Origin of the sequence: Vibrio sp. VGrn 2 (assembly GCF_009361695.1) — a bacterium.
Classification (GTDB): Bacteria; Pseudomonadota; Gammaproteobacteria; order Enterobacterales; family Vibrionaceae; genus Vibrio; species Vibrio diabolicus.
Genome location: NZ_RBWD01000011.1, coordinates 1 through 21,495, shown reverse-complemented (window position 1 = coordinate 21,495; position 21,495 = coordinate 1). Strand labels below are relative to the sequence as shown.

At 43.1% G+C, this 21,495-nt stretch carries 23 protein-coding genes and 1 tRNA gene; 10 read left to right on the top strand and 14 right to left on the bottom strand.

Going from position 1 to position 21,495, the window contains the following annotated elements; genetic code table 11:
- Positions 1-31: 31 nt before the first annotated feature.
- From D8S93_RS17155 to folB, 3 genes are read right to left on the bottom strand one after another with little or no spacing between them, the layout of a single operon-like run.
- Positions 32-835 carry an undecaprenyl-diphosphate phosphatase gene (locus D8S93_RS17155; RefSeq protein WP_006743204.1) on the bottom strand — a complete coding sequence of 268 codons (804 nt, stop codon included), beginning with the start codon at positions 833-835 and terminating at the stop codon, positions 32-34.
- Between the two features lie 9 nt (positions 836-844).
- On the bottom strand, positions 845-1,333 hold the full coding sequence (gene folK, locus D8S93_RS17150; RefSeq protein ID WP_012841141.1) for a 2-amino-4-hydroxy-6-hydroxymethyldihydropteridine diphosphokinase: 489 nt from the start codon (positions 1,331-1,333) through the stop codon (positions 845-847).
- Positions 1,330-1,689 (bottom strand): bifunctional dihydroneopterin aldolase/7,8-dihydroneopterin epimerase, encoded by a 360-nt coding sequence (gene folB / locus D8S93_RS17145; RefSeq protein WP_005436044.1) that lies wholly within the window; start codon positions 1,687-1,689, stop codon positions 1,330-1,332. Before folB ends, folK begins: the two co-directional genes overlap by 4 nt.
- A gap of 250 nt (positions 1,690-1,939) precedes the next feature.
- Between folB and plsY the strand changes: the two genes are divergently transcribed.
- Positions 1,940-2,551: a glycerol-3-phosphate 1-O-acyltransferase PlsY gene (plsY, locus tag D8S93_RS17140; protein ID WP_005379857.1), complete on the top strand. Its 612-nt coding sequence runs from the start codon at positions 1,940-1,942 to the stop codon at positions 2,549-2,551.
- Positions 2,552-2,585: 34 nt separating this feature from the next.
- On the opposite strand, the gene D8S93_RS17135 is transcribed toward plsY, so the two are convergent.
- Both D8S93_RS17135 and tsaD read right to left on the bottom strand, forming a co-directional pair.
- The gene (locus D8S93_RS17135; RefSeq protein ID WP_005395980.1) at positions 2,586-3,401 is read right to left on the bottom strand and encodes an alpha/beta fold hydrolase; all 816 of its coding nucleotides are present in this window, start codon (positions 3,399-3,401) and stop codon (positions 2,586-2,588) included.
- A gap of 175 nt (positions 3,402-3,576) precedes the next feature.
- On the bottom strand, positions 3,577-4,593 hold the full coding sequence (gene tsaD, locus D8S93_RS17130) for a tRNA (adenosine(37)-N6)-threonylcarbamoyltransferase complex transferase subunit TsaD (protein WP_152814534.1): 1,017 nt from the start codon (positions 4,591-4,593) through the stop codon (positions 3,577-3,579).
- Between the two features lie 230 nt (positions 4,594-4,823).
- Here tsaD and rpsU point away from each other — a divergent pair, with 230 nt between their 5' ends.
- From rpsU to D8S93_RS17105, 5 genes are all read left to right on the top strand, one after another.
- A complete protein-coding gene (gene rpsU, locus D8S93_RS17125; protein ID WP_001145625.1) occupies positions 4,824-5,039 on the top strand; it encodes a 30S ribosomal protein S21 in 216 nt (71 codons plus the stop codon).
- A 27-nt stretch (positions 5,040-5,066) separates the two neighbouring features.
- Positions 5,067-5,510: a GatB/YqeY domain-containing protein gene (locus tag D8S93_RS17120; RefSeq protein WP_005395984.1), complete on the top strand. Its 444-nt coding sequence runs from the start codon at positions 5,067-5,069 to the stop codon at positions 5,508-5,510.
- 149 nt (positions 5,511-5,659) lie between these two features.
- Positions 5,660-7,426 carry a DNA primase gene (gene dnaG / locus D8S93_RS17115; protein ID WP_005379719.1) on the top strand — a complete coding sequence of 589 codons (1,767 nt, stop codon included), beginning with the start codon at positions 5,660-5,662 and terminating at the stop codon, positions 7,424-7,426.
- A gap of 99 nt (positions 7,427-7,525) precedes the next feature.
- Positions 7,526-9,388, top strand: a complete 1,863-nt coding sequence (rpoD, locus tag D8S93_RS17110; RefSeq protein ID WP_005395986.1) for an RNA polymerase sigma factor RpoD — start codon at positions 7,526-7,528, stop codon at positions 9,386-9,388.
- A 154-nt stretch (positions 9,389-9,542) separates the two neighbouring features.
- Positions 9,543-9,618 (top strand) — tRNA-Ile (locus tag D8S93_RS17105).
- A gap of 224 nt (positions 9,619-9,842) precedes the next feature.
- On the opposite strand, the gene D8S93_RS25295 is transcribed toward D8S93_RS17105, so the two are convergent.
- The 3 genes from D8S93_RS25295 to D8S93_RS17095 form a co-directional block, all read right to left on the bottom strand.
- Positions 9,843-9,974 (bottom strand): hypothetical protein, encoded by a 132-nt coding sequence (locus D8S93_RS25295; protein WP_017634400.1) that lies wholly within the window; start codon positions 9,972-9,974, stop codon positions 9,843-9,845.
- Positions 9,975-10,041: 67 nt separating this feature from the next.
- Positions 10,042-10,917: a phage integrase N-terminal domain-containing protein gene (locus tag D8S93_RS17100; RefSeq protein WP_033906066.1), complete on the bottom strand. Its 876-nt coding sequence runs from the start codon at positions 10,915-10,917 to the stop codon at positions 10,042-10,044.
- A gap of 482 nt (positions 10,918-11,399) precedes the next feature.
- The gene (locus D8S93_RS17095; RefSeq protein ID WP_152560902.1) at positions 11,400-11,723 is read right to left on the bottom strand and encodes a hypothetical protein; all 324 of its coding nucleotides are present in this window, start codon (positions 11,721-11,723) and stop codon (positions 11,400-11,402) included.
- Between the two features lie 113 nt (positions 11,724-11,836).
- Between D8S93_RS17095 and D8S93_RS24850 the strand changes: the two genes are divergently transcribed.
- Positions 11,837-12,091, top strand: coding sequence for a hypothetical protein (locus tag D8S93_RS24850; protein WP_029839156.1), 255 nt, complete (start codon positions 11,837-11,839; stop codon positions 12,089-12,091).
- A gap of 60 nt (positions 12,092-12,151) precedes the next feature.
- Here D8S93_RS24850 and D8S93_RS17090 read toward each other — a convergent pair whose 3' ends face one another.
- From D8S93_RS17090 to D8S93_RS17070, 5 genes are all read right to left on the bottom strand, one after another.
- On the bottom strand, positions 12,152-12,922 hold the full coding sequence (locus D8S93_RS17090; RefSeq protein ID WP_152814448.1) for a hypothetical protein: 771 nt from the start codon (positions 12,920-12,922) through the stop codon (positions 12,152-12,154).
- Positions 12,923-13,100: 178 nt separating this feature from the next.
- Positions 13,101-13,301, bottom strand: a complete 201-nt coding sequence (locus D8S93_RS17085; RefSeq protein ID WP_324186314.1) for a helix-turn-helix transcriptional regulator — start codon at positions 13,299-13,301, stop codon at positions 13,101-13,103.
- 188 nt (positions 13,302-13,489) lie between these two features.
- Positions 13,490-14,758, bottom strand: coding sequence for a VapE domain-containing protein (locus tag D8S93_RS17080; protein ID WP_152814446.1), 1,269 nt, complete (start codon positions 14,756-14,758; stop codon positions 13,490-13,492).
- On the bottom strand, positions 14,742-14,942 hold the full coding sequence (locus D8S93_RS17075) for a helix-turn-helix transcriptional regulator (protein WP_031814339.1): 201 nt from the start codon (positions 14,940-14,942) through the stop codon (positions 14,742-14,744). The genes D8S93_RS17080 and D8S93_RS17075 overlap by 17 nt, the downstream gene beginning before the upstream one ends.
- A 417-nt stretch (positions 14,943-15,359) precedes the next feature.
- A complete protein-coding gene (locus tag D8S93_RS17070) occupies positions 15,360-16,040 on the bottom strand; it encodes a potassium channel family protein (RefSeq protein ID WP_193621635.1) in 681 nt (226 codons plus the stop codon).
- Between the two features lie 146 nt (positions 16,041-16,186).
- Here D8S93_RS17070 and D8S93_RS17065 point away from each other — a divergent pair, with 146 nt between their 5' ends.
- From D8S93_RS17065 to D8S93_RS17055, 3 genes are read left to right on the top strand one after another with little or no spacing between them, the layout of a single operon-like run.
- Positions 16,187-16,681 (top strand): permease, encoded by a 495-nt coding sequence (locus D8S93_RS17065; RefSeq protein ID WP_319803032.1) that lies wholly within the window; start codon positions 16,187-16,189, stop codon positions 16,679-16,681.
- A 19-nt stretch (positions 16,682-16,700) separates the two neighbouring features.
- On the top strand, positions 16,701-17,807 hold the full coding sequence (locus tag D8S93_RS17060; protein ID WP_152814442.1) for an HlyD family secretion protein: 1,107 nt from the start codon (positions 16,701-16,703) through the stop codon (positions 17,805-17,807).
- The gene (locus D8S93_RS17055; RefSeq protein WP_152814440.1) at positions 17,797-18,789 is read left to right on the top strand and encodes a DUF2955 domain-containing protein; all 993 of its coding nucleotides are present in this window, start codon (positions 17,797-17,799) and stop codon (positions 18,787-18,789) included. Before D8S93_RS17060 ends, D8S93_RS17055 begins: the two co-directional genes overlap by 11 nt.
- Positions 18,790-19,028: 239 nt before the next feature.
- Here the strand turns inward: D8S93_RS17055 and D8S93_RS17050 are convergent, their stop codons facing one another.
- Entirely contained in the window at positions 19,029-20,942 is a 1,914-nt protein-coding gene (locus D8S93_RS17050) for a BCCT family transporter (RefSeq protein WP_152814438.1), read from the bottom strand.
- Positions 20,943-21,495 lie beyond the last annotated feature (553 nt).

The window sequence follows — 21,495 nt, the reverse complement described above, 5'->3', positions numbered from 1 at the left end:
CGGTTAAGCAAGCTGCCAATCCGTCGCGTTATCAGGCGCTAAGCAAGAACGCAAACAAACCGAAACCTAGAATCAGACGGTAAATCACGAACGGTGTCATGCCCATGCGTGAAATCATCTTTAAGAAAAAGTGGATACAAATATATGCACTGATAAACGATGTGATGATACCAGTCAGCAAGAAGCCAATATGGACAGGTTCACCACTGGTCACTAGCTTCATGCCTAAATAGCTACCAGCTAATGTAATGATCGGGATCGACATTAAAAATGAAAAGCGCGCAGCCGCTTCTCGAGTAAAGCCGAGGTAAAGTGCAGCCGTAATGGTCGCCCCTGAACGCGACGTTCCAGGAATCATCGCTAAGGCTTGAGCAATACCGATAAATACAGCTTTCTTCCAACCCGTTTGGTATTCATCCGCAACCAACTTAGCGTTTTTGTCTACCCACCAAAGCAACAAACCAAATACGATCGTTGTGGTCGCGATGACATAAGCGCTACGTAGATACACTTCAATGATGTCTTTCATCAACAAGCCAAACACACAAGCTGGAATCGTGGCGATCACGATCATCCAAGCCAATTTAGCTTCTTTACTCCTATCTCCTTTAAAGATCGAAGCAAATAATGCCTGGAACAGAGTGATCACTTCATGGCGGAAATAGATCACTACCGCCATTAATGTACCGACGTGAACAGCAACATCAAAGGCTAGACCTTGGTCTTCCCATCCCAAAATGGCGGAGGGCAGGATCAAATGGGCTGAGCTCGAAATAGGCAAAAACTCTGTCAGACCCTGAATCAGAGCCAGAATAAAGGCTTCAAAATAACTCATGTAAACAACTCAAATTAAAAATGAAAAAGAAACAGGTTTGAGTGAATCGACTGGCTGCATTGCATGCCAAATATCTGCGACTGTGCGTCCATCGCCTGGGATCACTAATTGAGGTTCGAGATCATACAGAGGCTTTGTGACAAAAGGATATTTGTAAATATCACTGCGAGGTAGCTCAGGTTTTTTCTTGGAGACGCATTCACCGAACAACACTATATCGAGATCCAGTGTTCGATCCTGATACTTTTGCGCATTTTCTTCGCGTCCCCACTTAAATTCAATCTCACGTAGCTGATGACTCAACTCTTCTAATGACAACTCGGTACGCATTGCAACGACAAAGTTGTAGAAGTTCTGGCTGCTAAAGCCAATAGGTTCACATTCATATACCGGCGATACGAGGAGACTTTCTCCAAGCTGTAGCAGCTCCTGATACGCAGCGAGCGCATGTTGCTCTCTTTCTACATTCGTACCAACACCGATATAGGTGGTGATCATGCTTGACCTCGCTCAATCACGACACCAACAGCGCGTGCTTGTGGCACGGCACCAGGTTTTGCTAAACGGATTTTCACCCAAGGCACAGAGAAACGCTGCATGATAAGCTCTGCCACTTCTTCGGCTACGCGCTCAACCAACAGAAAACGACCATTTTCAATATGGTTCAGTACCGCCTCACTCACTTGCGAGTAATCCAACGCATCTTGCACATCATCACTTTTACCCGCAGGCTTATTGTCGTGCGCCATTTCGATATCCAGAACCAACTTTTGTTTAATTTGTTGTTCCCAGTCGTACACGCCAATCGTGGTGATTACTTCTAATTGTTCAATAAAAACTTTATCCAGAGCCATCTTATGTCCTTCTATTACAGAGGTCGGATACCCGTGAGGGGTAATTTGATCGTAGTATTCTATACCTAAGTAACATTTGCTTGGGTCATCACAATGTTACTTAGGTATAAACTGCGAAAGCATCTTTATATACAAGAAATCACATAATGCAAGCTCTATCACAGTGAGGATTTCTGCATTATGTGAATTCGAGGTATGATAGCAACTACGCGGGAACCGAGCATTAAATTCCAATCCATCAAGGACTTCTATGGACGCACTGGCACTGATAATGACAATGGCCGCCTATTTACTGGGTTCGGTTTCCAGTGCGGTTTTGATCTGTCGACTCTTAAAACTGCCAGATCCACGCAGTGTAGGCTCCAACAACCCTGGAGCAACGAACGTATTGCGTATTGGCGGACGAGGAGCCGCTGTTTCAGTCTTGTTGTGCGATATGCTCAAAGGCACCATCCCCGTATGGGGCGGATACTTTCTTGGTATCGACCCTATCATTCTTGGCGTCATCGCCATTGCTGCCTGTCTTGGCCACATGTACCCCATCTTTTTCCACTTTAAAGGCGGAAAAGGTGTCGCAACCGCGCTTGGCGCTATCGCTCCGATTGGTTTGGACTTAACAGGATTAGTGATGTTAACTTGGCTGTCAGTAGCCGCGCTATTCCGCTATTCATCCTTAGCGGCTCTCGTCACGGTTTTGGTCACTCCGTTTTATACCTGGATGTTTAAACCGCAATACACGTTACCTGTTGCTATGCTGTGTTGCTTAATCGTATTTAAGCATCATCAAAATATTCGGCGGCTTTTGTCTGGCGACGAGCCAAAAATCGGCGAGAAGAAACTGACACAAAAAAACTCGGCTTAATGCCGAGTTTTTCGTTTAAAGAGGGATGCATTGGTTATGCATGAACTCGATTCAGGAAGTTCAACAACATTTGGTTGACGAACTCAGGTTGCTCTAAACAACTGATGTGTCCAGCTTGAGGAATCTCCACCAACTCACTGCCCGTGATACAGTCTTTCATTAAATACGATTCGAAAACCGGGCGAGGCTTATCTTCACAGCCCACCGCAATTAACGTCGGCAGAGCGAATTTTTCCGAATCTTCAATCACATCACGCCGGCCAAATACCATACGACCTATCCGAGCCACTTCAACCGCACGCTCACCACTCAGGCTTTCTAAACTGCGTTTAAATGAAGCGACCAACTCAGGGTTATCCTGATCGACGTTGTTGGCAAAGAACAGCGGCACAACGGCTTCAATAATTGGCGCAGGCACCGCTTGGACTTGGCTAATGGTATCAAGCATTGCAAAGTACTTTTTATACGTAACTTCTGGCTCCCAACCAATGAAGGTATCCATCAATACCAGTGATTTCACACGTTGCGGCGCTTGAGCCGTTAGCTCCGCTCCCCACATGCCGCCAACAGATAAGCCCACCACCGAAAACTCTTCAATGTCCAAATGATCCATCAACGCCAACATATGTTGTGCATAATCAACTAATGACTCTGTCGATGTAGGGGCCGCTTCTGACTCACCATGTGCCCACAAATCTGGCACAATACAACGATATGACTGGCTTAAAACTTCAATTTGTGGCGCCCACATTTGGCTATCCCACAAATAACTGTGACCAAACAGTAATACTGGACCATCACCTTTATCAAGGTAAGCAAGTTGCTGACCTTCAATTTCAAACTTATTCATTGTTATATCCATTTCTTATTCTTCCGCACCATCCTATCACTGAAACGATACCGAACTGCTCGCATCAGTCAGAGTGTAAACGAAGCTTTTCATTGAATAGCTAAAAATAAAGGCCTCTGATGAGCAGAGACCTTTATCGTAGTGAATCTATTTCAAACCTACCGCATAAGTTTGATTAAGCGACTGGCGTCAGTTGGTCAATCGGCCAACGTGGGCTAGCCTCTACCGACATATCTGCCACTTCGCCATTCTTCAAACGCTGCATACCAGCGTAAGCGATCATCGCACCATTATCCGTACAGAACTCAGTTCGTGGGTAGTAAACCTCGCCGCCAACTTTCTTCGCTAGCTTCTCTAACTCTGCACGTAAACGACGGTTAGCACTCACACCACCAGCAATAACAATACGCTTCATGCCTGTTTGCTCAAGCGCGCGTTTACATTTAATCGCCAATGTTGCACACACGGCTTCTTCAAATGCCAGTGCGATGTCTGCGCGAGTTTGCTCGTCATCGCCATTCGCAGCAATCGTATTTGCTGTAAAGGTTTTCAGGCCAGAGAAACTCATATCCAAGCCAGGGCGATCAGTCATTGGGCGCGGGAACTTAAAGCGACCCGGCGTGCCTTTTTCTGCCAGTTTAGACAACAGCGGGCCGCCTGGGTAATCCAACCCCATTAGCTTCGCTGTTTTATCAAACGCTTCGCCCGCCGCATCATCAATCGACTCACCCAGAATTTTGTACTCACCGATGCCTCTCACTTCGACCATCATCGAGTGACCACCCGACACCAACACTGCCACAAACGGGAATGGTGGTGGGTTATCTTCCAGCATTGGAGCCAACAGGTGACCTTCCATATGATGAACAGGTACAGCAGGCACTCCCCAAGCATAAGCAATACTGCGACCAATAGTAGCGCCCACTAATAGTGCACCAACGAGACCCGGCCCCGCGGTGTACGCGACACCATCAATGTCTTTCGAAGTTAAGTTCGCTTCTTTTAGTGCCTCTTTAATAAGAGGAATGGTTTTCTTTACATGGTCACGTGAAGCCAACTCAGGCACCACACCACCGTAATCTGCGTGCAGTTTTACTTGGCTGTAAAGCTTGTGTGACAGCAGACCTTTTTCATCATCATAAATCGCGATGCCAGTCTCGTCACAAGAGGTTTCAATACCGATAATGCGCATGGTTTTCTCAGTATGCTTTCTGTATAGAGGAAATTTGGGCGTCATATTACCTCGCCTTGGTGCTGCAAACAAATTTTGTACAGACAATAATCGACAAAAGGCTTTACAAAGTAGTTGTGATCGGATTAAAATTCCGCACCATTTTTGATCAAGCTGGTAAGAGACCAAACAATTGTGATTTGGTCTGTTGAATGCCAGCGTTAACGAATAACCCCTGAGGTGAAAGGCATATGCCAGTAGTTAAAGTACGTGAAAACGAACCGTTCGACGTTGCTCTACGTCGTTTCAAGCGCTCTTGCGAAAAAGCAGGTATCCTTTCTGAAGTGCGTCGTCGTGAGCACTACGAAAAACCAACTACAGTTCGCAAACGCGCTAAAGCAGCAGCTCAAAAGCGTCACGCTAAGAAGCTAGCTCGCGAAAACGCTCGTCGCGTTCGCCTGTACTAATAACTGAGCTCCAAAAGGAATTTAGTTATGGCTCTGATTGATCAACTCAAAGAAGAGCAAAAATTAGCGATGAAAGCCAAGGACAAATTACGCCTTGGTACTATTCGTTTAGCCCTATCAGCAATCAAGCAACGTGAAGTTGACGAGCAGATCACTCTGAACGATGACGACATTCTTGCAGTATTGACCAAAATGGTTAAACAACGTCGCGACTCTGTAGCGCAGTATGAAGCAGCGGGTCGTCAAGATCTTGCTGATGCGGAACAAGCAGAAATTACCGTTCTTGAGGACTTTATGCCTCAACCACTGACAGACGAAGAAGTAGCGGCTCTTATCGAGAACGCGATTGCTGAATCTGGCGCAGCTGGCATGCAAGACATGGGCAAAGTAATGGGCGTTCTGAAACCGCAAATTCAAGGGCGCGCAGATATGGGTAAAGTAAGCGGTTTAGTTCGCGCTAAACTGGCTTAAGATACCCCACCCAATTGCAGCAAGCCGTGCTATCCTTTGGAACGCACGGCTTGTTTGTATCTGGATGAATGGAATGAAATAAGTGAGCAACACGCTTATTCTTTTAAAGCATTCACTCCACTCATCATCTTCTTTTTTTGTTAGGTTTTATGGCTGGACACATCCCTCGCAGTTTTATCGATGACCTTCTAGCTCGACTTGATATTGTCGATATCATCGACGCACGTGTGAAACTTAAGAAAAAAGGCAAAAACTACGGCGCATGCTGCCCGTTCCACAACGAAAAGACGCCGTCATTCAGCGTCAGTCAAGAAAAGCAGTTCTACCATTGTTTTGGTTGTGGTGCGCACGGAAATGCCATCGACTTTTTGATGGAATTCGACCGGCTAGAATTCGTCGAAGCCATTGAAGAACTCGCTTCATACTTGGGCTTAGATGTTCCTCGCGAACAACGTAGCGGCGGTAATGGTTCGTTCCAGTCAGGCCCACAAGCAAGCAGCAGTGAAAAACGTAATCTATACGACTTAATGGGCAGCATTGCTCAATTTTATCGTAACCAACTCAAGCAGCCAGCAAGTAAAGTGGCGATTGAGTATCTAAAAGATCGCGGCCTGTCTGGTGAAATCGTCCAGAAATTTGGCATCGGCTATGTGGCTGATGAATGGGATTTAGTTCGTAAGAACTTTGGCCAGAATAAAGAAAACCAAGACATGCTCGTCACAGGCGGCATGTTGATCGAAAACGACAAAGGCAACCGCTACGACCGATTCCGTGGTCGAGTGATGTTTCCTATTCGAGACAGACGCGGCCGAGTAATAGGCTTTGGTGGTCGAGTATTAGGTGATGGGACACCGAAATATCTCAACTCACCCGAAACCCCGATATTTCATAAAGGTAAAGAATTGTATGGCCTTTATGAAGTACTACAAGCGTACCGTGAGCCACCACAAATTTTAGTGGTTGAAGGCTATATGGATGTTGTCGCGCTTGCTCAATATGGCGTAGATTATTCCGTTGCCTCATTGGGTACCTCTACAACGGGCGATCACTTGCAAGTATTATTCAGGCAAACAAGCACTGTCGTATGTTGTTACGACGGTGACCGCGCAGGTCGTGAAGCCGCGTGGCGTGCCATGGAAAATGCATTGCCTTACCTAACTGATGGTCGCCAGTTAAAATTCATGTTTTTGCCGGATGGAGAAGATCCCGACTCTTATATCCGACAAAACGGAAAACAAGCATTTGAACAACAAGTGTCTAATGCGATGCCCTTGTCTGAATTCATGTTCAGCTCATTGACTCAGCAAGTCGATATGAGCACGAAAGAAGGCATGGCAAAGCTGAGTACCCTTGCTGTTCCTCTCATCGACAAAGTCCCTGGCGGCACTTTAAGACTATACTTGAGAGAACTGCTTGGCCGCCGTTTGGGTTTGGTTGATGAACGCCAACTACAGCAGCTAATTTCAAAACAAGGTAAAGAGGATAAAAGGCCTCAACCTCATAAAGAAATCAAGCGAACGCCGATGCGAGAAGTGATCGCGTTACTGATTCAAAACCCACAATACGTAAGTATGGTGCCAGATCTAACTAGCGTTAGAGATTTACCCATTCCTGGTCTAAGTTTATTTGTTGATGTACTTGATAAATGCCAAGCGCATCCCCATATCAACACAGGCCAATTATTAGAGCATTGGCGAAACAGCCAAAATGAGACCCTTCTGTCTCGTCTCGCGAGTTGGGACATTCCACTCGATGAGGACAACCAAGAAGAAATATTTTTAGACTCACTGGATAAAATTATTGCCCAGTGCGTAGAAAAACAAATTGAAAACCTGCAGGCCAAAGCAAGAAGTGTCGGTTTATCAGCCGAAGAGAAAAGGGAGCTGCTAGCACTTATGCTAGATTTAAAAGCGTAACCCTGTTTAATTAGTCAGCAACGATTTAATTTGTTATAGTAAGTGGTTTGCATTTCGCATACTGATTCCTTCACCAGATTACGAAGTTGGATACCGTCTATGGATCACAATCCGCAGTCACAGCTAAAGTCACTTGTTATTAAAGGCAAGGAACAAGGCTATCTGACCTACGCCGAAGTAAATGACCACCTACCTGCTGAAATCGTAGATTCAGAACAGGTAGAAGACATCATTCAGATGATCAACGACATGGGCATTAAGGTAGTAGAAACTGCTCCTGATGCTGATGATTTAGCACTGAACGATGACACAAATATTACCGATGAAGATGCAGCCGAAGCTGCAGCCGCTGCACTGTCTAGCGTAGAGAGTGAGATTGGTCGTACCACAGACCCAGTACGTATGTACATGCGTGAAATGGGTACTGTCGAACTTCTAACTCGCGAAGGCGAAATCGACATCGCAAAACGTATTGAAGAAGGTATTAACCAAGTTCAATCGTCTGTTGCTGAATACCCAGGTACGATTCCGTACATTCTTGAGCAATTTGACAAAGTTCAAGCTGAAGAACTGCGTCTTACTGACCTTATTTCAGGTTTTGTAGACCCAGATGCTGACGACACCGCTGCACCAACGGCAACACACATAGGTTCTGAACTGACTGAATCTCAGTTAGAAGAAGAAGACGATGAAGACGTTGATGACGACGAAGATAGCGATGACGATTCAGATGATTCTGAAGAAGATGTAGGTATCGATCCAGAGTTAGCGCTAGAGAAATTCAACCAACTACGCAGCACCTATCAAAATCTTCAATTAGCAATCAACGAGTACGGCTATAACAGCCCGAAAGCAACCGTTGCTAATGAAATGATGCTAGACGTATTCCGCGAGTTTCGTCTAACGCCTAAACAGTTTGATCACCTAGTGAATGAACTGCGTACTGCTATGGATCGCGTTCGTACTCAAGAACGCCTGATCATGAAGTCAGTGGTTGAATACGGCAAAATGCCGAAGAAATCATTCATCGCGCTGTTCACTGGTAATGAATCAAGTGAAGCTTGGTTGGATGAAGTTCTTGCTTCAGACAAGCCATACGCTGAAAAGATCAAACGTAACGAAGAAGAAATCCGTCGTTCAATCGCTAAGCTAAAAATGATTGAAGAAGAGACTTCTCTGAACGTACAGAACATTAAAGACATCAGCCGTCGTATGTCTATCGGTGAAGCAAAAGCTCGCCGTGCGAAGAAAGAGATGGTTGAAGCGAACTTGCGTCTTGTAATTTCTATCGCGAAGAAATACACCAACCGTGGTCTACAGTTCTTGGATCTTATCCAGGAAGGTAACATCGGTCTGATGAAAGCGGTAGATAAATTCGAATACCGTCGTGGTTACAAGTTCTCGACTTACGCAACGTGGTGGATCCGTCAGGCAATCACTCGTTCAATCGCGGACCAAGCACGTACGATTCGTATCCCGGTACACATGATCGAAACAATCAACAAGCTCAACCGTATCTCTCGTCAAATGCTGCAAGAGATGGGTCGTGAGCCGCTACCGGAAGAACTGGCTGAGCGCATGCAGATGCCAGAAGACAAGATTCGCAAAGTTCTGAAAATCGCTAAAGAGCCTATCTCAATGGAGACACCAATCGGTGACGACGAAGATTCGCATCTAGGTGATTTTATCGAAGATACAACGCTAGAACTGCCGCTAGATTCTGCAACTGCAACTAGCCTTAAAGTGGCAACGAAGGACGTGCTTGCAGGTCTAACGCCACGTGAAGCGAAAGTACTTCGTATGCGCTTTGGTATCGACATGAACACTGACCATACTCTAGAAGAAGTTGGTAAGCAGTTCGACGTTACTCGTGAGCGTATCCGTCAGATCGAAGCAAAAGCACTACGTAAACTTCGTCACCCAAGCCGCTCAGAGACTCTGCGCAGCTTCCTAGACGAATAAACGCAGCGCATATAAGCTTTAGAAATCAAAAAAGGTGACTTTAGGTCACCTTTTTTATTATCTACTGTGCTAAGTGGATAAAAACTAAGCGCAATTGCCCTAGTTGGTATCTAGACACCTTGCAACGCTTCCCCTATAATCGTTGTCCTATTAAGGCCCCTTAGCTCAGTGGTTAGAGCAGTCGACTCATAATCGATTGGTCCCCAGTTCAAGTCTGGGAGGGGCCACCATATTCTAGAAGGCGTAGCAGGTTAGTACCTGCTACGCTTTTTTTGTACCTAGTGATTTTGGGTGTAGTTGTGGGTGTAGTTAGGAAGTTGCTTAGCTCACAATTTTGGACGCTTTGCTGAGCTTGCCAACATTTTTCCATCACGAGCAGAACAGAAAATTCGATAAGATAATAAAAAAGCGCCCCCTTATGTGAAAGGGGGCGCTTTTTTATTATCTGCCTATTTTACTCAATTCCGTGTTTACGATCATACCAAATAGCTAACAAAGGCAAACCGATTGTACCAACGGTAACTAGAGCTAAAAATAAAAGTTGAGCTAAAGTCATACCCGTTACATCCAAAAGTTGTACTAACATATTGAAACCCGCCCTAGTGTTCTTGTGGTTGTATTTTAACCTAAAAATACAAAACTTGATAATGTGCTTACCGGCCAAGATAGATAACTGTAATCTCTTCTCGCTCATGCCCTAATTCTCTACTAATAATAAGGCGAGCTTCTTTATCTGCACTTTTTTGTTCTCTACTCAATTCTCTGCTAGTTAAACCACCCGCTTTAGGTGCATTCATTCCTGTCAGTTCTATGTATCGCTGTTGAGCATATTGATGGCGTAGACCATGGTTCTTGCATAACCCAACCTTCCTACAAGTATTTTCGTAGTGCTTTAGCTGTTGAATGTACTTTTTGCCTGCGGGAATCAGAGAGCCTCTTGGGGCAATAGCTATAGCTCGTTCTAATACCTGCTTTTGATATTCGTTTCTGATTGGTACCTCTCGCGCCTTGCCACCTTTAGTCCAAGAACCCATTAAATGAATTCTATCTGCTTTAATCGCTATACTGGGGTTAAACTTCAAAGCTTCTTCCCGCCTCAGACCGAATGCAGATTGTAGCTCTAACGCTATTTTTATATATGGGTCTGAGATTGCGTTAAACTTTACTTCATCAAGCTCTTTCGCCTTGTTGGTACTATTGTCACTGAAAACTCTCTTTCCTATCCCCAACTCTTCATTGGACTTGGGTAACAAATGCTCACGTCCAGTCTTTTCGAATACCCAACGAATATGTGCCATTCGGTTTTTTATAGTTCCAACGCTTAAGCCTTGACTTTGCCAATGCTCAACCAAAAATTTTACGTGCTTTAACTTAAGTGTATGTGGAGTTAAGTGCCTGTACCCTCCTCTCTTTAATTGTTTTTCGATTTGGATGAGGATGTTTTTACGTGCAGCTTGAGATGCATAACTCCCATCAATGTTGCGCTTCATTAACAAAACTAGGCCGTGTCGTAAGTTTGGTTTGCTCATGACTCTTACTCCTAAACAAATAAGAGCCATATAGCTCATATGGCTCTATCTACTTGAAAAATGATGGAGAAAACGTAATCAAACCACGTGAACCTGATGGTTAGTGATAAGCCCAATTCAAACTTATGGTTAGTAAGATGAATGCCTCAGAGGCGATTAGGGCAAGAGTGATGGTTTGTGTATCGATAGTTACGAATGTCGTACATGATCTACTTGAAGAAGCGTGAGCATCTACGAGAAGAGCATTATGACGTCACAATGCTGGTTACGTTTCTTTCTCCTATTGAACATTTATGATTTATGAAGAGTCTTTATAGCGACGGCTACTTTTTTATTTACGTGATGAGGCTACCAAGCCGTCACTTGGCTGTCACCAAGTGACCCCGCTTAAAAGAAATAACGAGAATATAGAAAAAATAAGGTGATGCGCTCGCGGTATACCTCCTGTCACTAACTATTTCACAGCTAGTGACAGGAGGGCTTCAACGTGCGTTCTTTATGCTGTTGAGCAGTGGTTCTTTGATACCATCAATACATAGGACAGCTTCTTGCAAAGACGATTCAAGGCGTGGATCAAAGTAACCATACTGAACGAATATCTGACGTTTGATGTCATCTGGAGATTTCAAGTAATTGATTATATTTTCATCTGTAAGCTTAAATGGTGGCTCTTGGATTAACATGGCCGTAATTGCTTTAGCCATGACGGCGCGATGCTGTAAATCCAAACTTGTAATAGCATCTCTAAACATACCTTCTATATCTTCCATGTAGCGCTTCCAAATAAATTCGTCCATCTGCACCATACATACACCTTTACGTTGTTTTGTTCGCACTGCGAACATTTCACTCCTCTGCTAATCTTAAGTAGAAAGCGTAACCTATTACGTGACAAATGCATAAATCTGGCAGATTGAATATGGAATATAAAAAAAGCCCTACGCTCATCTCAATCTTTGGGAGCATTTTCATTTCATTGCTTAAAGTTATTGTTTGTGTTTTGGAAGCTTCAAGTAAAAGCTCAAACATCGATCGCGAACATATTAGCTATGATGATGGTATTTCAGACAACACCTACTTTGATGACATCGGGTGTGAATTCGAGCGGGATTTAGAGGGTAAGTTGAGGAATAGGATTACAGAAAAACGCCATAGAGATAATTCAGATTGGTAGCTGGTTAAAAGTGACTCAACGTTTACTGTACATTAAGTCACTTCATTCTAATTATAGGCTTCAGTCAAATGTATTTGTTTGATGATAAGAGAAAGACCATAACCAATCGCCAGCTCCCGCTTCATCTAAAGGCACTGGCTCTTGGTTTAAGCCAAAGATCATCAATTTACTGCTTCTTCCATCTACACTATGAACCAGTTTAAGGTCAACAAGCTCAACTTTCCCATTAAATCTGCAAACGTAGTAACAGCCTTCATTTGTAGGTTGGCTCATAAACCAAGGTGAGCGCTCTGGCCCTACTGCACTAAAACAATGGATATTCCTAGCAAAGTTAAATACCGCCTCAACGAGCTCCGGTTTACTAAATTCAGACGTAATCTCTACATCATGGGCAAGTTGAAATGGGGATATGCTCCAACCATAACGATTAAAGCTATCAACAAAAAAATCGATTAAGTTATCAGCATTATCTCTTAAGGCATCCATGTAATCATCTAGATAGAATCCAGGCCCACCAAACAATGAAAGATCCACATATCTAAATACTTTAACCCCCATAACTGACTTAGCCCAATCTAAAGCGGTGCTAAGGTTCAAAAACTGCTTTGTATCCTTACCGTAATCAACTATTACACAATCAATGTCTTCTATCACAGAACATAGTGCATTATCATGATTTAACGGAGTCATGGGAGATAAGTACTCCTCATAATAACCAAACAACACGTTTCTCATGTCAACATGACAAGACATAGAGATACTTGTTTGGTTGCAATATTTAACTGATGCAGAATCAAACTGCTTGCTCCCATTACGCTTAGTACTATTCATATTTCCTTCCTTCTTGATGAATGAGAAGCGAACAGCCCCTCAATGTCAGAAAGAATGTTAAAGCCGATAAAGTTAAATATTTTTTTTAAGCTAACGATTACTGCATTTATCCCAACAAGTGGAATTAACGTTCGCAGTGCGAATAAAAAGCGAGGCCTATAGCCTCGCGTACATAAATTTAATCTTTAAAAGCCTGTTCTTGCTCTACTAGCCAATCAACAAAGTCTCGCTCACGCCAGCCTAAACAACGCCCATTTATCTGTATTGGCTTAGGAAAACACTTGTCTTTCGCCCACCAACGCCAAATAGTCCTTGGACTGCGGCCCAGTGAATCTGAAACTTCTTTAAGGGACATAATTCGATCTCTTGCCATGAGCATCCTCCTTTTCTCATTTGATGACTGAACCAGTATCTTTGATAAAAAGAGGCGTAACGGTTTTAAGAGGTCGATTGATTGAATTGATCAGATGTTCGCAGTGCGAACGACATAAACTTGGTTTTTCTCAATTTACTTCACTTACTCCACTTTAAGTGAGGTAAGTGAAGTAAAGTTATAAACATACAATCTCAGAAATGTGGACGATAGCTGCTTGGAAACAAATACAGCCTGTAGCCATCTTTGTAACGAGTTTCAATTTTCCCCTCATCAGCTAATCGCTGTAGAGCTCTGCCGACATGAGCAACATAGTTACATGGTATGCCTAAGATCTGGCTAATTTGGCCTGGTGCAAGCCATTCAGTCTGGCTTCGATTATCATCAGCCACCATTGATATTCGCTCCTGAAGCATTTTATACCAACGCCCTTTATCCAAATATTTATCAGATACCGTATCAACCAGAGCCTGCTCGTCCATTGACAGTACCCAAGGCTCACCAGCTTCATACATGTGCTTGACCTCCAACCAAAACTGCCGCAATGACTCGGGCTCTTCTTGGCGAAGGCTGCCAGTTCCGTTGTATTGCCACCCGAGAATCCGATTCACAGTAGTCATATCAATGGGTTCATTTAGTTCAATCACACCAAACCGAGTATTACCCGTTCTGTCCTTTAAGAAGTCTTGGCCGTTTACCGTCGCTATCAAAAGCGTTTGCCTCGGTTTTTTAAGGTCGGTACGCGCATAGGGCAACCTGATTGTGTCTGCCTCTTGGGATATAAATGCTTTCAGTTGACCTTGACTGTGCTTTGTTGAAGACTCCAGTTCACCGAGTTCAACAATCCATGACTTAATAATAGGTAACACGCTATCTTTGCAGCGGGGATCTAATGCCCGACCTCCAAGAAATGCCCCTTGTACGATGTCACCTATTCTTGATAAGAAAGCGGTTTTTCTAAAAGACTGCTTACTCTGAAGCACCGGAACTAACTTACTGCTAAACCGAGGCTCGTATAGCGCCGCAATACAACCTACAAGCCACCTCCGCATAATTAGCTCCGTAACTTCAGGTCTCTTAGAACGGATGCACCCAATAACTTTCTTCACTCGTTCGACGCCATCCCATTCAGAGTCAGCCAGATGCAAAACAATAGGGTGATATGAACGCTCCTTTGCCAAAACATGTAGATGATCACCAATTGCTGCTTTTGGTACATCGAACCTTGCACAGTCGCTTATCAGCTTACTCATTAACACCTCATATTCCATAACCTTACCGTTATGAAGCACTTCTATCTCAGTGTTCATCGCATTTAAGTAAGGAATATATCCTTTATGGGCAAGCAGTACCCTTAAGTTGTCATCAGTGTTCAGAATAATTCTCTTCAATCCCTCTTTTTTCATGTCTGGAAAATCAAGTTGAGAGTCGTTCAACTGATTCTTATTATTTTCCTTGATCACTTTCCCCCCCTTTACTCTCCAACCAATTATCTAGTTCAGATTCTCGCCAACCTAAGCAGCGTCCATTCATCAGAATCGGTTTAGGAAATGTTTTCTCTTTTGCCCACCACCGCCAAATTGTTTTGGGTGTCCGGCCTAAGGCTTCTGATACTTCTTTTAATGGGATTATTCGATTTCGTGTCATTACCTGTCTCCTTATCTCATTTGAGGGCAGGAGTTAGTATCTTTGAAAAAAAAGGAGGCAACGGTTTTAGGAGGTCGATTGCTTTAATTAAGCTTGTGTCAAAAAATAGTAACCAGAGAAAACTGTTCGCAGTGCGAACAGAAGATGAAACTCGGAGTCAAAAGATTTGCTAATAAAAGTTTGCCCTGCTCGACTCAGGCTCCCCTTACTGCAGTACTTTAGATAGAAGGAATTGGACAGAAGTCATTTAGAAACTAAAAAACCATATTACTTTTTGACATAACGTTTACTAATCCAAAACTCAAACGGCAATACTAATTAGAAAGTAAGATTCGGAACAGTCCCTTATCATATTATGAAGCAATATAAATATGGAAATTATCATTAGCGATAACTTGACCACTTAAGGGATATCTTTTATCTAGCCGTGTTTCTGCCTAAATTCGAACTGACTAAACTAGACACCACTACTGCCATATAAAAAACACCAACAACCGACTCTAAATAGACTAACGTTTTCGCAATTGGAGTCACTGGACTAATATCCCCATAACCGAGAGTGGTTAAGGTCACGAAGCTAAAATAAGCGCTATTAGAAAAATTATCTTCCCAAGGAATTGCTTCTAACCCGCGAAATGCCAAGGGGTCTACCTCAAGTAACAAAAGGTAAGCCACAGCCCACATTAAACCAAGTAATAAGAATAGGGCTACAGAACCAATAAGTTTGTTAGTGTCTATTTGGCCTGAAAACAAGATTTTTCTTACTAAAGATTGGAAAGTGCCATAGAAAAAGACAAAAGTCAGAGAAAGCATCAATATGCTCATCTCTTTGATATGAAAGAGATGTTTCGCGGCAATAGCAGCTATCCAAACCACGGCTAAACCTCTTAAAAAATGCGTCCACTTTCGATCAAAGCGCAAACTTACAAAGCAAGCAATAAAAATCACTACCATAATCCCCTGTATGACGTATTCGATCACATTGTCTTGTAGTACTTGAACGAGGGCGGCGGCAATTAACAGCATGATTAAAGCTAACGTTAAGTAGATGAAGTTATTCTTCTCGCTGATATCTGGCAACGCTTTATCGAGTTTCATGATTGACTCCTTTCCACCGTTATCATGGCGCATAAGTATGCTCTAGTCACAACAGTATCAAAAACGGTCATGTTTTATATGCATTTATTTGAGCAACTTCGTTATAATCGATAACTGTTTATTGTACAACAGTGAAGGTTCTAGACGTGGATATCAAAGTGAAAGATTCATTGATTGGTGGCGTGATTAACGGCGTTATCAATGGTTATATTGCGAACCACCATTTCAAGGGAATGGATAGCGTACCGATGTCGCTTAACGTGATCACGAATTCTGAAGTGACTGTGTGGGGACAAGCGGTATCTCTAACTTTTGGTTTAGGTATCATTTTGTCGTTGATCACATCCAAGTTATTTATTCATCAGCTCAACAAATCCCACCCACAACACATTAGTCAACTTCAGAGTGGTTTTTGGTCTCACCTTGTTCCTATTGCAGTCACCCATGCAGCAGCGCTATTTGGCTGGTTTGTGGCTATAGCTGTGATCTGGACAAAATACGCTGGCGAAGTGATGGTCTCTTCTTCAAGCGCTGTTGCACTGGTTGGCCTATTTGCATTCATCATTACCATTGCCGTCGAAGTACGAACTAAGAAAAGTATCATTTATAAAAAGATAAATTTACTGGAACAACCTCAGTAAACGACAGTAGGAATAGAAAATGTCAGATAACAATGTCCAAACCAGTGCTGAACAAAGCGACAAAAAAATTAGCCAAGCTCGCTCCTTCACTTACTACATTTTTGCCTTAGTTGCTGCTCTTTGGCTTTACACCTTATGGGCGGACAGAATGACGCCAATGACAGATCAAGCGAGAGTAAATGGCCAATTGATCCGCATTAGCCCAGAAGTCTCTGGCCCTATTTCACAAGTACTTATTACTAACAATAGTATTGTCAAGGCAGGAGATGAACTCGTCACGATCGATCCGCGTCCTTTTGAATTAGCCGTTAAGGCCGCCAAATTTGATTTGCAACAAGCTGCTCAGTCTTATGAAGCGGATTCAGCAGCAATCAGTGTCGCTCAAGCAAATGAAGTCGCAGCTCGTGTTAAGGTCAACAATGCCAAGAAGAATGTGGAGCGTAATCGCGTACTGGCAGATAAAGGAACCATAAGCCAAGCGGTAATGGATAATATAATCGCCGAACTAGAGACGGCACAAGCAGGATTGGCTCAAGCGTCATCGGCACTCGAAAAAGCGAAGCAAGAGTTTGGCCCGAGAGGAATTGATAACCCTGAAATCCAATCGGTATTAAACCGACAAGAGCAGGCTCTACTAAACCTCAATCACACCAAACTGACGGCCCCTGCTAATGGTGTGATCACTAATATGGATGTTGCTGTTGGCGATTATGCTGCTGCTGGGCAGCCACTTCTTACCTTTATCAATAACAACAACTTATGGCTGACGGCCATGGTGAGAGAGAATTCACTGGCTCATTTAAAGCCTGGCGATAACGTCAAAATTGTTTTTGATGCAAACCCTGGCGAAGTCTATGAAGGCAAAATTTCTTCAATCGGTTGGGGAAGTAGCGGTAATGGTAGCCTTGCCCAAGATGCCAGTAATGGCCTTATGGCGTCACCAACAAGCAGTTCAAAAGCGCAGCGTTTCCCTGTCAATATCGAGTTCACGTCGTTGCCTGCCGATCTTAATCTAAGATACGGTGGTCGAGCTGTGGTGGGTTTCTACCCTGATGAAAGCTACCTAGGTGAGAGACTACAAGACTTGTGGATCTGGGCATGGAGTTATATCAGCTATGTATCATAGTGCCGCGAACCCAATTATAAGAGTTGCGGTATTCCCTGTCCTTTTGCTGTTTTGGCAATACGTATATGGGACGGATTTGCCTTTACTCGCTCCAGCGATGTGTGCGGTTTTTCTCACTACAACTCATGAACCACCGCCTATCATTATGGTGTTTGTTATGGGTGGAATTTTATTTATTACTGCTTGGTTTCAGGCACTAATGAGTGAACTATTGATTGATTACGTACATGTATACTATCTGTTCTTGTTTGGAATTTTTTACTGGTGTATGGAGCGTACCAAGAAAAATCCGCAAGATGTATTTGCTATATTGCTGATTGTCTCAACCGCAATGATTGCTGTTTTTACGCAGCAGAAAGGGATTAGCGTTGAGCAAATCCCTATGGCTCTGCTAAAAAATATTTTTATCGCAGGCTTCACCGCCTATTTGGCCTACCTACTATTTCCACGAGGTGAGCCACTCGCGATAAGCATGCCACCTGTCAATTCAACAACGAAATATTTGTTTGATTGGCAAACCTTGCTCAAAGCAATCATTGTCACGACCATGATGGTATGTACGATACAATTGGACTTAGAGCAAAGTACGATTATTACCATCATCGTCGCGCTAATGATTAAAGATCCTGATCCTAGTATTGGTAAAGATTATGGTTTAAGACGGCTGCTGACAACATACGCGAGCGTGCTGTATGCCATTCCTCCTCTAATCATGAGTTTGCTGCAAGTCAATCTGGTAGGAACTGTGGGTGTTGCTGTCGTCAGTGCTTTATTTATGGGGATTCATGCCGTTACAAAGAAAGCTAGCTATAACTCAATTCAACTGATGTATTCCAGTTATGTGGTTTTAGTATTCTATGGGATTACTTCAACAAGTATCAGTGCGATTTCAGATGACCTCGAGCGTTTTACTTCAGTTTTTGCTGCGGTATTAATCGGTATCATGAGTTTGATCATCTTATACCCTAGGACTAGAAATTAATATCACAACAACCAAGTCTAGGTCTAACTCGGCTTGGTTGTCTTATTTTGGGACAAGTTATACTGCGTTGCGTTCAACTCCATCAATACAATGTAAATGGGTCAACTTTGAGTAAGAGATGGATGTACAGAGCAGAACTGGCGTATAATTTTGTGCTAGATACTTGTCATGATCACTAACAAGCCATTACATAATTGAACAAAAATGCCACTGCATCGTAAGCAGTGGCATTTTTCATATTATGCTTGAACGGTTAAGTTAGCAGAGCTAGCTTCTATTAGAACACGGTTAAGTATCATACGAGACTCTTGAGCTTGCTCAGACAATTCTTGTTTTTTATGTTGAGCCAATTCAAGGGCTTCAGTTAACGTTTGTAACTCGATCTGCATCTCCTCTGGCAGATGGTGGTCTGCAAATTTAGCTTCACCACTATGCTCTAACGCGAAAGCACGAATTTTCTTGCGCATACTCATCAAGGCAGCCATTGCCTCACGCTCTTCTTCTGCTGCTTGCTGAGCCAAATCTTTAAAACGCTCGAACTTAGCTAAAGCCATTCCCTCATTAGACCAAGGATCAATTTCAGGTAGAGCTTCAATGTTAATAGTTGGCTCCTCGTACTCCTCTTGATGTTTAATATCAAGGCTCGCAGCTCGGACAAATGACACCATCAACATAACCGAAATGACCAGCAATGGTAAGCCTCCGACGATTGCAGCAGTTTGCAAAGTCGATAATCCGCCCATAAACATTAGGACTGTCGGTAAAAAAGATAACGTAAACGCCCAGAACAAGCGATTCCAACGCATTGGCTCTTCAGTTACATCGTTTTGCACCACAGACGCAAGAATATACGAAATGGAATCAAATGAGGTTGCAGTAAAAATGATACACAATAAAGTGAAGACAGAAATGACAATAGGTCCCAATGGTAATGTATCTAGCGTAGCAAATATGGCGGCAGGCGCACCAGATTCATTCAGAATCGAAATAATGTCAAGCTCACCAGTCAATTGTAAGGACAAACCGTAGTTACCTAATACGATGAAGAATAAAAAGCACCCTAATGAACCGTAGAATATTGACCCTACAACCATCTGTTTGATTGTCCTGCCACGCGATATGCGTGCCACAAACAATCCCATACAAGGTGCAAATACTAACCACCATGCCCAATAGAAAATCGTCCAATCTTGTGGGAAATGCGTGTCTGTAAACTCACCGTACCCACCAAACGGCTCAGCCCACGTAGCCATGACGAAAAAGTTTGACAACATGCGGCCAATAGAGTCTAAACCTGTTTCTAACATGAACACGGTTGGCCCTACCGCTAACACAAAGAGTAATAAGCCCATTGCCCCCCAGAAGTTAATATTACTAAGAAACTTAATGCCCTTTTCAAGACCTGCGTATGCCGAATAGCCAAAAATAGCGGTACATAAAAGCAATACCGCGACCTGGCTAAAGGTATTATTTGGAATACCAAAAATATGATGTAACCCGCCATTAATCAGTGGTGCAGCCAAACCAAGCGTAGTTGCTGCCCCCCCTAACATGCCAAAAATAAACAAGACATCGATAAACTTGCCAAGGCTACCATTTGAGCGTTTTTCACCCAATACAGGCATTAATGCGCTAGAGATTTTTAAAACAGGTTGCTTACGCACATAAAAGAAATAAGCGATTGGTAAAGCAGGTATTAGGTAAATAGACCAAGCCACAGGGCCCCAGTGAAACAAACCATAGGTTGCAGCCCACCGAATCGCTTCCTCACTACCCGCTTCTAACTGGAATGGTGGAGATTGGTAGTAATAAGCCCACTCAATGCATCCCCAATAAAGAATACTAGCCCCAATACCACCACAAAACAACATAGCAGCCCATGATGCATTACTAAACTCTGGCTGCTCGTCGGCATCACCGAGTTTAATTTGGCCAAGATCGCTGAATATTGTGTAGATCATAAAACACATTGCAGCGATACCTAAAGCAAGATAAAGAACTCCTAGCTTGTCAGTCATGAAAAACTTTGCAGAAGCAATCCAATCCGCACCTTGTTTGGGAAACAAGATTAAAGGGATAACAACCCCAAGAAGAAGAAATAATGAGCCAAAAAAAGTTGGTTTATCTATTAAAGATAGAGATGATTTATTCATAAACATTATCCTTTCAATTGTAATGGTTATTTATCATTCATCTCTCGATCTATCTAACTCAAACTTTCTACCTTCACAACAAATTAAAATTATTATATTAAGCTTTGTTAATGTTGCCCCCCACAGTTCAATACGTTTTTAAAAAGCGCATTAGGTGTATTGCTCTATAACGACGAGCTAAAGCTGGTAAAAAGTAAAGAAATGATAAAAAAGAAGGGCTCAATCTCATTGATATTCACAACAAACAACGAATGGAGGATGACACAAGTGCAACGATTAAAAACATTGCACTTTCAAGCGTGCTGATATGCAATGTGATAAATGTCCCCCCCAGTCAGTTAAGACTGACTGGGGGGGAATCTAACTCTGATAACTCTTGATGCTAATTGGCTCAGCTAGTCTAACTTCACCCTAAAAAGAACAGCATAAAACAACGGAATCACCACTAAGGTTAAAATCGTCGCAAACAACAAGCCAAACATAATCGTTACTGCCATACTCTTGAAGAACGGGTCAATCAATAGTGGCGCGACGCCAAGAATTGTTGTGAGCG

Bases quoted from the DNA above. Each gene is read 5' to 3' on its own strand.
- D8S93_RS17155 (WP_006743204.1), bottom strand. From the start codon at position 835: ATGAGTTATTTTGAAGCCTTTATTCTGGCTCTGATTCAGGGTCTGACA.
- folK (WP_012841141.1), bottom strand. From the start codon at position 1,333: ATGATCACCACCTATATCGGTGTTGGTACGAATGTAGAAAGAGAGCAA.
- folB (WP_005436044.1), bottom strand. From the start codon at position 1,689: ATGGCTCTGGATAAAGTTTTTATTGAACAATTAGAAGTAATCACCACG.
- plsY (WP_005379857.1), top strand. From the start codon at position 1,940: ATGGACGCACTGGCACTGATAATGACAATGGCCGCCTATTTACTGGGT.
- D8S93_RS17135 (WP_005395980.1), bottom strand. From the start codon at position 3,401: ATGAATAAGTTTGAAATTGAAGGTCAGCAACTTGCTTACCTTGATAAA.
- tsaD (WP_152814534.1), bottom strand. From the start codon at position 4,593: ATGCGCATTATCGGTATTGAAACCTCTTGTGACGAGACTGGCATCGCG.
- rpsU (WP_001145625.1), top strand. From the start codon at position 4,824: ATGCCAGTAGTTAAAGTACGTGAAAACGAACCGTTCGACGTTGCTCTA.
- D8S93_RS17120 (WP_005395984.1), top strand. From the start codon at position 5,067: ATGGCTCTGATTGATCAACTCAAAGAAGAGCAAAAATTAGCGATGAAA.
- dnaG (WP_005379719.1), top strand. From the start codon at position 5,660: ATGGCTGGACACATCCCTCGCAGTTTTATCGATGACCTTCTAGCTCGA.
- rpoD (WP_005395986.1), top strand. From the start codon at position 7,526: ATGGATCACAATCCGCAGTCACAGCTAAAGTCACTTGTTATTAAAGGC.
- D8S93_RS25295 (WP_017634400.1), bottom strand. From the start codon at position 9,974: ATGTTAGTACAACTTTTGGATGTAACGGGTATGACTTTAGCTCAACTT.
- D8S93_RS17100 (WP_033906066.1), bottom strand. From the start codon at position 10,917: ATGAGCAAACCAAACTTACGACACGGCCTAGTTTTGTTAATGAAGCGC.
- D8S93_RS17095 (WP_152560902.1), bottom strand. From the start codon at position 11,723: ATGGTGCAGATGGACGAATTTATTTGGAAGCGCTACATGGAAGATATA.
- D8S93_RS24850 (WP_029839156.1), top strand. From the start codon at position 11,837: ATGGAATATAAAAAAAGCCCTACGCTCATCTCAATCTTTGGGAGCATT.
- D8S93_RS17090 (WP_152814448.1), bottom strand. From the start codon at position 12,922: ATGAATAGTACTAAGCGTAATGGGAGCAAGCAGTTTGATTCTGCATCA.
- D8S93_RS17085 (WP_324186314.1), bottom strand. From the start codon at position 13,301: ATGCTCATGGCAAGAGATCGAATTATGTCCCTTAAAGAAGTTTCAGAT.
- D8S93_RS17075 (WP_031814339.1), bottom strand. From the start codon at position 14,942: ATGACACGAAATCGAATAATCCCATTAAAAGAAGTATCAGAAGCCTTA.
- D8S93_RS17070 (WP_193621635.1), bottom strand. From the start codon at position 16,040: ATGAAACTCGATAAAGCGTTGCCAGATATCAGCGAGAAGAATAACTTC.
- D8S93_RS17060 (WP_152814442.1), top strand. From the start codon at position 16,701: ATGTCAGATAACAATGTCCAAACCAGTGCTGAACAAAGCGACAAAAAA.
- D8S93_RS17055 (WP_152814440.1), top strand. From the start codon at position 17,797: ATGTATCATAGTGCCGCGAACCCAATTATAAGAGTTGCGGTATTCCCT.
- D8S93_RS17050 (WP_152814438.1), bottom strand. From the start codon at position 20,942: ATGAATAAATCATCTCTATCTTTAATAGATAAACCAACTTTTTTTGGC.